Here is a 13,256-nt window from a genome sequence, read left to right on the forward strand (position 1 = left end):
CTCGCGCAGGCTCACTGATGACTTCCAGTCCAGCAACTGGAAGGCTCTCGCCGTTGTGGACAGAGTTCGACCTCACGTGTGGCGAGGCGGGGGATTGGCGAATGTCAGGAAACGCATTGTTGCTGCTGCTGGCCGCCGGCTTCGGCGCGTGGGCGCTGGTGGAGGCGGTCTGGTACGCGACAGGGTTCACCTCGGACCCGGTGGCGCGCTCCGTCGGCTCCCGGGTCGTGCGGGTCGACGTACCGCCGCCCGAGACGGATCGAACGCACGGCCTGCCGGTGGCCGTGGCCTTCCAGGACCCGTCGACTGCGCAGGAGCTGACCCTGCGAACGGCCGGCGGGAAGAACGGCGCGCTGTACGTCGCCTGGGCGGGCCGGCCGGTCTGGGTGCGTTTCCCGTCGGGAGAACCCTCCCGGTTCCGCGTGCAGAGCTCGCCGGTCAGCAGGGGACAGGAGCTGGCCGGCGCGTTCTGGGCCGCGGTGCTCTGCGCGGCCGTCCTGCTCGTGCGTTTCACGACCGTCCAGCACCACAGTTACGGCTGGGCCCTGCTCGGTTTCGGCGATGGCCTGACCGTCCTCCTCGCATGCGCCTGCGTCGGCGCCATCCGGCGGCGAGGGCGTCGCAGGGCTCTGCTCGACGGTGCACCGACCGTTCCCGCTGAGGTCGTCTCCCTCATGCGCGACGCCCATCACAACGAGGAGATCACCACATACACCTACACCGCCGTCGTCACCTTCACCACGCACGAGGGTCTGACGGTCATCGGCATCGGCCCCGCCGGCCTGACCCACCACGACGACGTCCCCCTCGGGACCCGGCTGTCCGTCCGCTACAGCCCCGAGGACCCCGCGACCTTCGCCTTCGCCCCACCCTACGATTCCGATCCTCACCGCACGGTGATCGCGTGGATCGTCGTGACGATCGCCTGGGGCGCGATCGTGACGCTGGCCGGCATGCACGCTCTACTCTGAGCCCCACAAGACGGGCCGGGCGGCCGGTTCCGCGGCGACGCCCACCCCGCGCACAGCCCCGCGCTCGCCCCGAACCCGACCAGTCGCCGTCGACTGGAACGGTGTCCTTGGCATTTCGGTAAGTCGACCTGCCCACACTGTCGCTGGTCGCGGGTCCGGTGTACACGGGCGGGGTGCCCGGACTGGTTGCGGACGGATGACTCCCGTCAAGATCGCCTGCCCGTTCGGCCGGGGACGTCCTCGGGTTCTGCGGCGCTCGCCGCAGTGCCGCTCCTACGATCCGTCACCGGGCAGGTACGCCACGGGATCGCGGGGAGGGTGTGCGGCAAGCTGGAGCCGTCGCGCGCCATGATGACCGAGCTCGCCGACCGCGGCTGGCTGCACAAACGCCCCGACGGGAAGTCCACCGTCCGCCGGTGACCGCGATCTGGTCCTGCCCAAAACCCGGTCGGGGCCGTAACCGGGGTGCCCCCGGCCGCCGTTGGAATTGTGTGACGAAAACCAATGATCCCGCCGAGGGCACCGTTTCGCTTGTCTACCAGTGCCGCCTGTCGTTGTCCACGCGGACCGTCAACCACCTCGCCGACCTGCTCAGGCGCCACCTGAAAACGATAGGTTCGCGCTGGCGGGCCCTGCCGCCCGGGAAGGTCGCCGTGATCGTGCTGGCCGTGCTCCGCCACGATGAGCGCCTGGCTGACATGCCCGGCGGCAACCAGGTCTCCGCCACCACCGTCCGCCGCTGGCGCGACGAGGTGATCGGCCTGCTCGCCGCGAAGGCCCCGCGTCTGGACCGCGCTCTGAAGAAGATCGCCAAGAGGGGCGGGGAGGTCGTCCTGGTCGACGGCACCCTCGTCCCCACCCAGCGCCGCACCGGAACCGCCAACCGGAAGAACTACTCCGGGAAACACCAACGCCACGGCCTGCACTTCCTCGCCCTCACTGACGAGAAGGGCCGCCTGATCTGGATCTCCGCGGCCCGGCCCGGCCGCACCCACGACGCCACCGCCGCCCGCCGCAACCAGCTCGTCGAGCACCTGAAGGCAGCGGGCCTCGGCGCACTCGCCGACCTCGGCTCCCTCGGCGTCGACAAGCCTGACGACCCCAATGACCTGGTCATCGTCACCGGCTTCAAGGCCACCCGCGCCCGCAAACTCAGCCCCGGCCAGAAGGAAGCCAACTGGATCCTGGCCGCCGGACGAGCCCCGGTCGAGCACGGCTTCGCGCACCTCAAGAACTGGCGGACCCTCACCAAGCTCCGCAACGACCCCGCCCGCGCCACCCAGGGGACCTGCCATCCGGCGACAGCCCAGTGCCCCGAGCGACTGCTGTCGGTGAAGGGGCGTTGACCGCTCCTTCACCGACGGTCGCCTGCTTTCACGTTGGCGACGAAGTCCGGCGCAGCGGTGTGGGTGTCGGGTCAGCAGCTCAGGTTGGCGCCCGGGTCCACGCCCAGGATCTGCGCGAACTGCTGGTATTTGTCTATGCGGCTCTGTACTTGCGACGGATTGCCGCCGTTGCACTCTATGGTGCCGTTGATGCTGCGGATGGTCTCGCCGAATCCGGCACTGTTGACCATGGCGTTGTGCGGCGTCATGGTCCCCGGGCCGGTCTGAGTGTTCCAGTACCAGAGTCCGGTCTTCCAGGACACCGCGGAGTCGTTCTGCACCAGGTCGGGGTTGTTGAGCAGATCGATGCCCAGGGCGTCGCCCGCCGCCTTGTAGTTGAAGTTCCAGCTCAGTTGGATCGGGCCACGGCCGTAGTACTTGTCGTTGCCCGCGGGACAGCCGTACGGCTGGGCTGAGTCGCAGTAGTGCGGGTAGTTGGCCGTGTTCTGCTCGACGATGTAGATGAGGCCGCCGGTCTCATGGCTGACATTAGCCAGGAAGGCTGCGGCCTCCTGCTTTTGGACCGTTTCGCTGCCGGTGGTCGTGAAGCCGGGGTAGGCGCTCAGCGCGGCCGTGAGACCGCTGTATGTGTAGAACGAGTTCCGGCTCGGGAACATCTGGTTGAACTGGCTTTCGCTGACGAGGAAATCGGCCGCGGCCGTCGTCGGTTCGGCCTCCGCCGGTAGGGCGAGGGTCATGAAGGACAGCAGGGCCGCTGAGCAGGTCGCGGTCAGCAGTCCGAGCGTACGTCGACGCATGGGGATCACTCCATGGATCAGGCGCGAAAAGAGCGCGTGCTTCCCCTCGAAGGGGAGCGGTGGGGGGTAAGGCCCGCCAGTGGCCGGTTCGCCCGCCGGGGCGGGCGAACCGGCAGGGGCGCCTCCGGGGTCCGTGAACTGCCGCTTCAGCCGCCGACGTTGACGTCGATGCAGGCGTAGAAGGCGTTGGCGGTGTCGGCGATGTTCCACACGGCGAGCACCTTCTGCTGGCCCTTGAGGCTGCCGAAGCTCACCTGGTGGGTGACGGTCGAGCCGGGCTGGGCGCCATTGTCGTTGAACTCGGCGATCTGCTGTCCGCCCGCGAAGTACTGCCAGGTGCTGGTGGAGTGACTGGCCGTCAGATTCCACTGGAACTGAGTGCTGCTGCTCACCGGAGTGACCTGCCAGCCCTTGCTGTCGTCGTCGAGTTCGGCGAATCGGGAGTTGCCACCGCTGCAGCTCGTCAGCCCCTTCGGGCCCTCGACGCTCTGTGGCTCGTATGTGATGTCGCCACAGGCGACCGTCCCGGCGGCACACTGCGCCTGCCTGCTGGGCGGGTTGGAGATGTATCCGTGTGCGCTCGCGGAGGCCGCGGGCAGGCTCACGGCGATCACCGGGGCGAGGGCCGCGCCGATGAGTACGGCTGTCTTCCTCATGGTTGTGTTCTCTCCTTCACTGCGTGTCTTCCCGTGGATGTACTGGGTCGTGGGGAACCCGGTACGCGGGTCGGCTTCTCGTGGGTGGGGCCAGGAGTGCGAAGGCCGGCAGCATGAATCCACTGTGCAGACGCAATGGTGTGCGCCCTCCAAGCGGGATTTGCTACTTGGACTAGACCATACCTGTGGAGGTGGTCACGTCAAGAGCGTGGTGTGATGTGGCAGTTGGGAGAACGGCTCATCAGCAGTTGGCGAGGCTTCTTCGACTGACCGTACGCAGTAGTGAACCGTGGAGGGCAGCATGGCGATCGCGAAGTCTTTCCGCCGGCCCATGACTTGGACCGCGCTGTCGCGGGTAGGCGCCCTGAGTTCAAGCTGCTCTTGGTACGGAGCCGGAGGTTCAGGACAAAGCCCCCGGACCGCACCCGGCGCTGTCGGTTGATTCGGGAGCTGGCGTGACGTCGGTCTCCCGGACGCGGTGGTGGTCTTCGAGGCCGATGTTGTCGTGTGGGGGTGTCGATGGAGCCGGCGGTGATTTCGGCAGAGACGGTGCGGGTGGCGCGACCGCGTTCCCGAAGGGAGTCCGGCGATCCGGGTCAGGGACGAGTTCGGGCCGTCGTTCAGCGACGAGGAGTTCGCGGACCTGTTCCCAACCCGCGACTGTCGCGCGACGGCCAGCGGTAGGGCACCGATCGAGGCGACCTGATCGACGATCACAAGCGCAGTGCCGTGCTTGACTCTGTCGGGGATCTTGGAGTTGCCGAGGTCAACTGCCCAGGGTTCGCCAGGACTTCGGCCGGGGTATCTCGCGCTGGTCGAGGTGGTTCTGGAAGGCAGTGGGCCGGCGGGGCGTGGGTGCTTCCTCGGTCGGCGGCAGTCCGCTGAGGCGCTCGATGTTGACGGCAATGGCCGTCAGGGCGTGCTGAATGTGGGCTTTTCCCTGGCCTCTGTAGCGGCAGCGTCGCATGCCGTGTCCGTGGGCGAACTCGTTGACCGTGCCCTCCACTCCGGAGCGGACCGCGTAGCGGGTCTTCCACTCGGGTGTCTGTTGCTCGGTGCGGACGCGGAGTTGCAGGTCGCGGAGTTCTCGTGGGGGAAGGCCCACGGTGTGTCTCCGGTGATGGTTGTAGGTATGGAGCCAGCCGGGGTACGCGTCGCGGCGTTCCTGCTCGCTGAGGTAGGGCTTGGCGTAGGCCCATTCGTCGAGGAGCGTGCGGTTGAAGCGTTCGACTTTCCCGTTGGTCTGTGGGCGGTAGGGGCGGGTGCGTTTGTGGGTGATCCCTGCGTCGGCCAGTGTGTTGGCCCAGGTGCGTGAGCGGTAGCAGGAGCCGTTGTCGGTCAGGACGCGCTGGACGGTGATTCCGGCCTGGCCGAAGAAGTTCTGCGCCCGGGTCCAGAACGCGGAGGCGGTCTCCTTCTTCTCGTCGGCGAGGATCTCGCTGTAGGCCAGGCGGGAATGATCGTCGACGGCGTCGTGAAGGTAGCTGTAGCCCCCGCCGATCCGGTTCTTGCGACCGGCCTGGCGGCCCAGCACTTGATGGCCGCCGCCGTTGGGGATGTTGCCGAGCTTCTTGATGTCGACATGTATCAAGCCGCCTGGTGCGGCGTGCTCGTAGCGTCGGATGACACGGCCCGTGGCGCGGTCCAGGTGCGACAGCCGGGCGATCCGGTATCGGGTAAGTACTCGGTGCACGGTGGAGGGATTGAGGCCGAGCAGGTAGGCGATGCGGGCTGGGCCCCAGCGGCGCAGGACGCGGACTTTGATGATGCGCCGCTCGGTGCGGGTCGGCGTTTGACGCGGGCTGAGGTGCGGGCGACTGGAGCGATCCGTCATCCCGGCGGGTCCCTGCTCGCGGTAGCGGTCGGCCCACCGTTTCGCTGTGGTGGGTGAGACTTGGAAGCGTTCCGCCGCGCGGCGGAGTGGCCATTGGTCGTCGACGACGCACTGCGCCAGGCGCAGGCGGCCGGTCTCGGTCAGGGGTGCGTTGCGGTGGACCATGCGGGGTTTTTCTGGCTCGGAAGATGACGATGGCCGGGTGCACGAGTGATGTCTCGTGCACCCGGCCGTTGGATGGGCGCCGGCAAGTGGTGAGGTTCGGTAGCGGGTTGTGAAAACGTGGATGGGCTCGCGCGGAACGCGTGCGCTCTTCGCGGGTCGCCACCTCTCTCAGGCGGGGGTTCGCCGATCATGCTGAGCATGTCGGTGTGGTGTGGGGTCCACCCCAGTTCCTGGCGGGTGCGTGGCGCGCCCACTGCCACCTCGGCGTTCTCGCGCGCGCAGAGTTACCAGGCGACGGCTCCCTTGTCGTCGAAGAAGCCGCCTCGGGGGCCGTCGTCGGGCAGGGTGGCGAGGCGAAGGGCGATCGCGGAGCCCTGCTCAGGTGTTCGTTCCCCGGCGAATCCGGTGAAGTCGGTTGCGACGTACCCGGGGCATGCCACGTTCACGATGATGTTCGTGTCAGCGAATCGGCGGGCGTACTGGGCTGTGACGCTGTTGAGCATCGACTTGGAGGGTGCGTAGGCGGCCATGACCGGGCCGGTCTGCAGCGTCAGCGAGCCCATGTTGCTGGACATGTTGACGATCCGGGGCGAGGCGGCACGGCTGAGCAGCGGGAGCATCGCGTTCGTCACCCGTACAACCCCGAACACGTTCGTTTCCAGGACAGTGCGCAGGACGTCAAGGTCGAGGGTCGTGGGGTCCTGCGCCCCGTCCGCGAACCGGCCGGAGATTCCTGCGTTGTTGACGAGGACGTCGAGTCGCCCGGCTTCCTTCTCGATGCTCGCCGCCGCTGCGGCGACACTGGCGTCGGAGGTGACATCGAGGGCGACTCCGAACGCATCTATGCCTGCGGCATGCCACCGCCGCACGGCCTCCTCGCGTCGGGCGTCGTCACGCGCCCCCACTGCGACGGTGAAGCCAAGGGCTCCGAGACCCTGAGCGATGGCGAAGCCGATTCCCTTGTTCGCGCCGGTGACCAGCGCTGTCTTGGTGTTGTTCACGCTGCCCATGCTCAGCGCGCGGCGTCCGTTTCGTCCAATATCGATCAAGTACGCTGTGATACTCGGCGGGTATCACGAGGTGGATAGGGTATGCGAGTGGACGACCTGGAGACCCGTGAGTTGCGGTACTTCGTTGCGGTCGCCGAGGAGCTGCACTTCGGGCGCGCGGCCCAGCGGCTCGGGATCGCGCAGCCGCCGCTGTCGCGCGCCATCCGGCAGCTGGAACGTCGGCTCGGCGTCCAGCTTCTGGACCGGGATCGACGAAAGGTGGCCCTCACCGGCGCCGGCAGTGTCCTGCTGCGCGAAGCTCGGGTAGCCCTCGATGCGGTCGCGGCTGCCGCGCGCCGGACCCGGCGGGCAGAGGATCTCCAGCGGCCACTGGTACTGGTGACGAAAGCCGGCGCATCACACGAACTGCTGCAACGACTCCTCGCCTCGTCGGCAGCCGACACCGATACGGCACCGGTCGAAGTCGTCCTGTGCGAGGTCGGTGAGCAGGCACGGTTCCTGCGCAGCGGGCGCGCAGATGTGGCCCTCATGCACCGGCCGGTCGACGACCTGGCCGGGTTCGATACCGAAGACCTCTGCACCGAAGGCCAAGTCGCCCTCCTCCCGTCAGGACACCCGCTCGCCGCACGTCCCCAGCTCACCCTTGCGGACGTCGGCAACGTGCCTGACCTTCCCATCGCCCGATGGCCCCGGCTCGACGGCTCCTACCCCGACGGCCCCGGGCCAGAGGTGCACACCCAGTCACAACTCGCTCAGCTCGTCGCGCTCGGCAAGACCCTGCTCGTCATCCCTGCCTCCAGCCGCGCCTGGCAGTGGCCCGACCATGTCGCGGTGCCCGTCGTCGACGCCCCGGACATCACGACCGTGCTCGCATGGCCAGCTGGCCACCACTCATCGGTCCTCGCCGCACTGGCCCGAGCCGCGGCCGGGGTTCGCAACACGCCACCAGCTGCGCCCACGCCCTGAACCTCCTCGCCGCCCGACTCCGCGGATGTCAACGGGGGCCAGCCAGAGCTATATCGTTACCAACCTCTGTGAACAGAACAGCTGTGCCGTCTCATGAGGTTGGTTCCACGAACTCCTCGAACGACAATTGCTGCGGGAAGGTGCCGAGCCGTTCCGGCGGCTGGTTGAAGTCGAAGATGACGTGGTAGTCGCTGCCGGCGGTCCGGCTCATCGGAGGCTTCCTGCCCAAGGCGGCGTGCGGGGGGCTCGCTACCAGGCGCCCGCGGCACACGGGTTCTCTGCTGGAGGTGGGGAGCATGAGCGGTAGGCGCATGTTGGGGCACTCGTGTTGGAGCTACGGTCGGCCCAGGGCTTACAGCCTGCACCCTTGGCGAGAACAGTATTCCGGGCTGTCCGAGTACCGGCAGCGGCCCGGCTGGGGCCACTCGCTGGGCAGGTACGAACACGGGAAGGGCTGGTGCTGCCCGGTATGCGGTGACGAATGGTCCCTGTGGGTCGGACTGGGTGGCCTGCTGCGGTGCTGGTGGCCCGCACGCGACCAGGAGTCGGGAAAACAGTTCAACTTCGGACCGGACAGCTCGTGGTGGTCCTACGGGTACCGTGCTGAAGCCGAAGCGGCCGGCACCCGGTGCGCCCACACCCGGATCAAGGAAATAAAGGCAAGCCGGCGAGCCGAAGCGTTCAGGAACGACGCTCTGCTCTATCGCTGCCGACGCTGCGGCCGGGTCGTCCGTTGGAAGGGGATCGGAGAGTAGGCGCAAGCCCAGAGGCATTGCTCACGAAACCCGGATGGGTGCGGATCCTGTCGAGGGAGTTGCGCGCCGACTCATCGGCGACACCAGCGACCTCCCCGCCCGGTATCAGCGGAGCGGGACGCGAAGGTCAGCGAGAAGGCGGGGCCGACCGTGCAGTGATCGCGGCCGTGGAACCAACCTCACGAGACGACACAGCTAGCCGACCATGATCAATCTCAACGGCACTTCCTGTACCGCAACTACTCACACCCGATGCCGGTACGCGTCTGGTGGCGCTGCTGTCGCATGCACCTCCTGGAACGGTGGTGGTGCAGCGGGGGCCCCTATCTCTTTGGTCAAGCGAAACGGGGCTGCGTTGGTTCGCGTAGGCGGGCAGCATGGCGGCATGGCCGATCTGCTGTGGGACGACGTGAGCTGTTTCTTCGATCCGGACCTGATGGGGTCGCTGCCGGATGTGCGGGTCCCAGGTGCCTCCGTGGAGGACTGGCAGTGGGTCCTCGATCTTGTCGTTGAGAGGGGCTGGAAGTACCAGTACTCCGAAGGCGAGACGGTGCTTCCGGTGCCTCGCGCGGCGGCCGTTCTGGCCCGCCCCGCGGAAGCCGAGTGCCCAAGTTTGCGAGTTTGGCCGGTGCCCGGTGTGCTCGCGATCTTCCGTTTCCATACCGACGATGAGATTGACTTCGACGTCAATTTGCGGGAGTTGCAGGGCCAGGCGCGACTAGATGTGTTCTGTGGCTTCCTTCGTGAGATCGGGCGGCACTTGGGCAAGTCGGTGCTGATGGATCCGGAGAGCGACTCTGGCCATCCGGTGCTCGGGTTCGATGTCGAGGCTGATCGAGTTGTCCTCCTTGCGGAGCCGTTGGTCAGGTGACCGCAGTCGGCGGCCGGGATTCGTAGAAGGTTCCGTCGCGGAGCATCGCGTAGAGGACATCGGCTCGGCGTCTGGCGAGGCAGAGCAGGGCCTGGGTGTGATGCTTGCCCTGGCTGATCTTCTTGTCGTAGTAGGCCCGCGATGCCGGGTCGCCCAGAGCGGCGAAAGCGGAGAGGAAGAAGGCCCGTTTGAGCTGCTTGTTTCCCCGCCGGGAAGGCTGTTTGCCTCGGATCGAGGAGCCCGAGTTGCGGGTCGCGGGGGCGAGGCCCGCGTAGGCGGCGAGGTGACCGGCGGTCGGGAAGGTGCTGCCGTCGCCGACCTCGATCAGGATCCGTGCGCCGGTCCTGACGCCGATGCCCGGCATGGACGTCAGGACCTTCGGAAGAGGGTGGGCCTCCAGCAGTTCCTCGATCCGCCCGGCCAGCAACTTGCGCTGGTCAAGCACGGCGGTCAGCGATCCGGCCAGATTCGGGACGATCAAAGCGGCTGCCTCGGTGCCCGGAACAGTGACGGTCTGCTCGTCCAGGGCAGCGAAGATCTCCTCGACCAGCCGCTCGGCCATCCTCGGCGCCTTCGGCCGTAACAACGTGACGAGGCGGCGTCGGCCGGCCTTGCGAATCTGGGACGGAGAGCCGAACCGCTCCAACAGGGCCAGGACGGCCGGGTGTTGCAACCGCGGCCCCAGCACCCGCTCCAGCGAGGGATGGATCTGGGTCAGCAGGCCATGGAGCCGGTTGGCGACGCGGGTGGCCTCACCGGCCAGGTCGTCGTCGAAGCCGACGATCATTCCAGCTCGGCGATCGTCTCGTCCTCGCCGTCGATGGCCCGCAGCGTGTGAGTCATCGCCCGGGCCGCGTCCGCGATGATGAACGCGTCCCGCGCATCCGTCTTGGCCTCGCCCGGGTAGAGGTCGGCGATCCGGCGCATGGTCAGTCCGGGCAGGTAGGCGATGGGGCAGTCCATGTCCCTCGCAACCGCCAGCGGCAGGGCACCGATCGAGGCTGGCTGGTCGACTACGACCAGCACCGTTCCATGCTTGGCCTGGAGTTTCGCGAAGAGCTCGCGGAGTTTGGGTTCGGTGTTGGGCAGCCGCTTGTCGAAGGCTTTCTTCCCGGCCGGTGTGACGGCGTTGGCGTGGTGTTCGCCCTTGCCGACGTCCAGGCCGAGGAAGACGTCGATGTCGCCGGTGTCGATCACGTGCAGGCCCCTCCGGTCACGCATTTCGTCCGGCCGTGCCTCGGCATCGAGCTGCCACACCCACGTTACGGAGAGCTCTTCCGGCTCGGGTGAAGCCGGTGCTCAAGCCCCTCATCAGCGGTCCGTCGATGCCTCCGGGCCCGGTGACACCACCCCTCGGATCATTAACAACAAGGGGGGAAGCCATGCCGGACCCGAAGGCCGGTGAGCCCCATTGCGGAGCCACGAAAACGGTAACGGGGGGGCCTGCGGTGATCTGGTGACCGGGGTCGGCGGGGGGTCGGGGCCGCCGGGGTGGTGGGCTGTGTGGTGGCTGGGTGGTTTCCCGCCGGTCCGCGCGTTCGTCTTATGGCCGGGCAGCAGCTCGGGCGGGGATCGCGGGGGCCGTGTCGGTGGTGGAGAAGGCCGTCGGGGACTACAGGGACACGGGGACCAGGGGGGGACTGCGGGGACCAGGGGGGACTGCGGGGATCGCGGGGGTCCCCGCCCCCGCTGGCCCGGGCTCCGGCGGGGGCGGGGACGGTGTTCCTCCTCGCCGCTCGCGTCGCCGCCGCCGGTGCATCGACGGTGCAGGTGCGTGTCGTGCGGTGGTTGGAGTGCGGCCGGTGGCGGGACTGTCCGGGGGTGCTGTCCGGGGCGGCGGGGATGGCGGCCCCGTCTTTTCACCCGGTGGCGGGACGCTGGTGGGTGACTGCTGGGTGCCTGCGGCCGGGGGTGGGGTGGGGTGGGGTTTTGTGTCTGTGTGTGTTCCCGTCCGCTTCCCTGTCCCGGTCCGTTTCCTGCTGTTGGCGTACATCTCTGGTTGGCCCTGGCAAGATTTTCGTGAAGCGGGGCTGTGCCACCGTGCGCCGATGACGCTCCGTCACGGGTAGCGGGATCTTCGGTGAGTGTGATGACCTCGTACGAATTGTGTCGCCGCACCTCGATGCGGTGCGGGTGGAACGAGTGTGGTTGGCGGGCGGCGTGGTCCGTATCGCTGCCCGTACCCGCGAGTTGATGGTTGCGTGTCCGGACTGCCAGTGCGAGTCGGCGCGGGTGCACAGCCGGTATTCCCGCACGCTGGCCGATGTCGCTGCCGGGGGCCGCCCGGTGCTGATCAGTCTGACGGTGCGGCGGTTGTTCTGTGCCAGTACGGACTGCGGTCGGCGGACGTTTGCCGAGCAGGTGGAGGGGCTGACGGTGCGCTATCAGCGTCGCAGTCCGCTGCTGCAGCATCTGGTCGAGATGGCCGGGGTGCTGCTCGCCGGCCGTGGCGGGGCCCGGCTTCTGTGCATCTTGAAGACGCCGTTGTCGCGGACGAGTGTGCTGTTCCAGTTGATGCGCATGGGACTTCCGTCGGTCGCGACGCCGCGGGTGCTGGGCGTGGATGACTTCGCGTTGTACGCGGACGTCTACGGCACGCTGCTCGTGAATGCCGACACGCGGCTGCCGATCGAGTTGTGGGCCGGGCGCGATGCCGAGCAGCTGGCCTCCTGGCTGCGTGCGCATCCCGGCGTCGAGGTGGTGTGCCGGGACGGTTCGTTGGTCTACCGGCAGGGCATCGCCGAGGGAGCCCCGGACGCGGTGCAGGTCAGCGACCGTTTTCACCTGTGGCAGGGGCTGTCGAGGCGGGTCTCGGACATCGCTGCGGCCCACCGCGGCTGCCTGGCCGCGGCAGTACGTGAACCCGAACCGGCCCCAACGCCGTCGGACGAACCGTGCGAGGCGGCCGATACTCCCGCCCTCCGTCACGCGAAGCGACTGTTCGAGAGGGTCCAGGAGTACGCCGGCACGGCCCGCAGTCTCAGTGCGATAGCCCGCGAGCTCGGCTTGAACCGCCGCACCGTGGCCAAGTACGCACGCGCTGCCTGTTGGCAGGAGTGCGTACGGCGCACTCCGCCCCGCCGGTCCACGAGCCTCGACCCGTATCTGGAGTATCTGAGGCAGCGCTGGGAGCAAGGCGAGCACACCGCGACCGTGCTGCACCAGGAGATTGTCGCCAAGGGCTACGGCGGCCACTACCAGCGGGTCAAGATGGCCATCGCGCCGCCACGCCGCGGTCTGCCGATCGACACACCGCGCGAGCGGCCACCATCGCCCCGCCAGGTCGCCCGGTGGATCACTACCACACCGCCGAAGCGCGGCCTGCACCCCACCGAGGCACTCCGTCGGCTGCTTGAACACTGCCCGGAGCTCGACCAAACCCACACTCTGGTAGGGCAGTTCGCGGCCATGCTCGATGCCTGCGACGCCGCCCCGCTGCCGGCCTGGCTCGACCAACTCGCGGCCTCTGGCCTGTCTGCCTTGGCGAGCCTGGCCAAGGCCATCCGCGAGGACCAGCCCGCAGTCGTGCAGGGCATCACCACCCCGTTCAACTCCGGCGTCAACGAAGGCCGGATCACGGACCTGAAGCTCCAGAAACGGATCATGGCCGGCCGCGCCGGCGTTCCGCTCCTGCGCCACCGCGTCGTCCTCATGGCCCACCTCCGACGCCGCTTCCCGTGACGGAGCGTCATCGGCGCACGGTGGCACAGCCCGGCTTCACGGAAATCTTGCCAGGGCCATATTGAGCCGTATGCCGACACTCGCAGGCTCAGTGCAGTGTCCGTGCACGGTCCGTGTACGGTCCGTGCACGGCGGGGGGTGTCGGGCAGTGCTTGTGCGGGTCCACGGGACGGTGCGGAAGCCGCTGTGCACGTCCCGGCCGGG

At 68.0% G+C, this 13,256-nt stretch carries 10 protein-coding genes and 2 pseudogenes; 6 read left to right on the forward strand and 6 right to left on the reverse strand.

Annotated elements, in window-relative coordinates; all coding sequences use genetic code 11:
• The first annotated feature begins 101 nt into the window (after positions 1-101).
• The 3 genes from AB0N66_RS39865 to AB0N66_RS39875 all read left to right on the forward strand — a co-directional run bounded on the left by AB0N66_RS39865 (position 102) and on the right by AB0N66_RS39875 (position 2,317).
• Positions 102-971 (forward strand): DUF3592 domain-containing protein, encoded by an 870-nt coding sequence (locus tag AB0N66_RS39865; protein ID WP_365444975.1) that lies wholly within the window; start codon positions 102-104, stop codon positions 969-971.
• Positions 972-1,235: 264 nt separating this feature from the next.
• The gene (locus tag AB0N66_RS39870) at positions 1,236-1,391 is read left to right on the forward strand and encodes a hypothetical protein (protein ID WP_365444978.1); all 156 of its coding nucleotides are present in this window, start codon (positions 1,236-1,238) and stop codon (positions 1,389-1,391) included.
• 71 nt (positions 1,392-1,462) lie between these two features.
• Positions 1,463-2,317 carry a transposase family protein gene (locus AB0N66_RS39875; protein WP_365444981.1) on the forward strand — a complete coding sequence of 285 codons (855 nt, stop codon included), beginning with the start codon at positions 1,463-1,465 and terminating at the stop codon, positions 2,315-2,317.
• 71 nt (positions 2,318-2,388) lie between these two features.
• Here AB0N66_RS39875 and AB0N66_RS39880 read toward each other — a convergent pair whose 3' ends face one another.
• The 5 genes and pseudogenes from AB0N66_RS39880 to AB0N66_RS39900 form a co-directional block, all read right to left on the reverse strand.
• Entirely contained in the window at positions 2,389-3,114 is a 726-nt protein-coding gene (locus AB0N66_RS39880) for a chitinase (RefSeq protein WP_365444983.1), read from the reverse strand.
• A 146-nt stretch (positions 3,115-3,260) separates the two neighbouring features.
• Positions 3,261-3,770 (reverse strand): lytic polysaccharide monooxygenase auxiliary activity family 9 protein, encoded by a 510-nt coding sequence (locus tag AB0N66_RS39885; RefSeq protein ID WP_365444986.1) that lies wholly within the window; start codon positions 3,768-3,770, stop codon positions 3,261-3,263.
• A 766-nt stretch (positions 3,771-4,536) separates the two neighbouring features.
• Positions 4,537-4,875 (reverse strand): transposase, encoded by a 339-nt coding sequence (locus AB0N66_RS39890; RefSeq protein WP_365444998.1) that lies wholly within the window; start codon positions 4,873-4,875, stop codon positions 4,537-4,539.
• Positions 4,876-5,769, reverse strand: a pseudogene (locus AB0N66_RS39895) (IS481 family transposase); the annotation flags it as partial. It lies immediately after the preceding gene.
• Between the two features lie 284 nt (positions 5,770-6,053).
• A complete protein-coding gene (locus AB0N66_RS39900; RefSeq protein WP_365444989.1) occupies positions 6,054-6,779 on the reverse strand; it encodes an SDR family oxidoreductase in 726 nt (241 codons plus the stop codon).
• Between the two features lie 81 nt (positions 6,780-6,860).
• Here AB0N66_RS39900 and AB0N66_RS39905 point away from each other — a divergent pair, with 81 nt between their 5' ends.
• Positions 6,861-7,745, forward strand: coding sequence for a LysR family transcriptional regulator (locus AB0N66_RS39905; RefSeq protein WP_365444992.1), 885 nt, complete (start codon positions 6,861-6,863; stop codon positions 7,743-7,745).
• 1,140 nt (positions 7,746-8,885) lie between these two features.
• Positions 8,886-9,371, forward strand: a complete 486-nt coding sequence (locus tag AB0N66_RS39910) for a hypothetical protein (protein ID WP_365444995.1) — start codon at positions 8,886-8,888, stop codon at positions 9,369-9,371.
• Here AB0N66_RS39910 and AB0N66_RS39915 read toward each other — a convergent pair.
• A pseudogene (locus AB0N66_RS39915) lies at positions 9,364-10,592 on the reverse strand (IS110 family transposase). The gene AB0N66_RS39910 and the pseudogene AB0N66_RS39915 overlap by 8 nt on opposite strands.
• Before the next feature lie 921 nt (positions 10,593-11,513).
• On the opposite strand from AB0N66_RS39915, the gene AB0N66_RS39920 reads away from it, so the two are divergent.
• A complete protein-coding gene (locus AB0N66_RS39920; RefSeq protein ID WP_365445001.1) occupies positions 11,514-13,052 on the forward strand; it encodes an ISL3 family transposase in 1,539 nt (512 codons plus the stop codon).
• Positions 13,053-13,256: the final 204 nt, after the last annotated feature.

Origin of the sequence: Streptomyces sp. NPDC093544 (assembly GCF_040683495.1) — a bacterium.
In the GTDB taxonomy this organism is placed as follows: domain Bacteria; phylum Actinomycetota; class Actinomycetes; order Streptomycetales; family Streptomycetaceae; genus Streptomyces.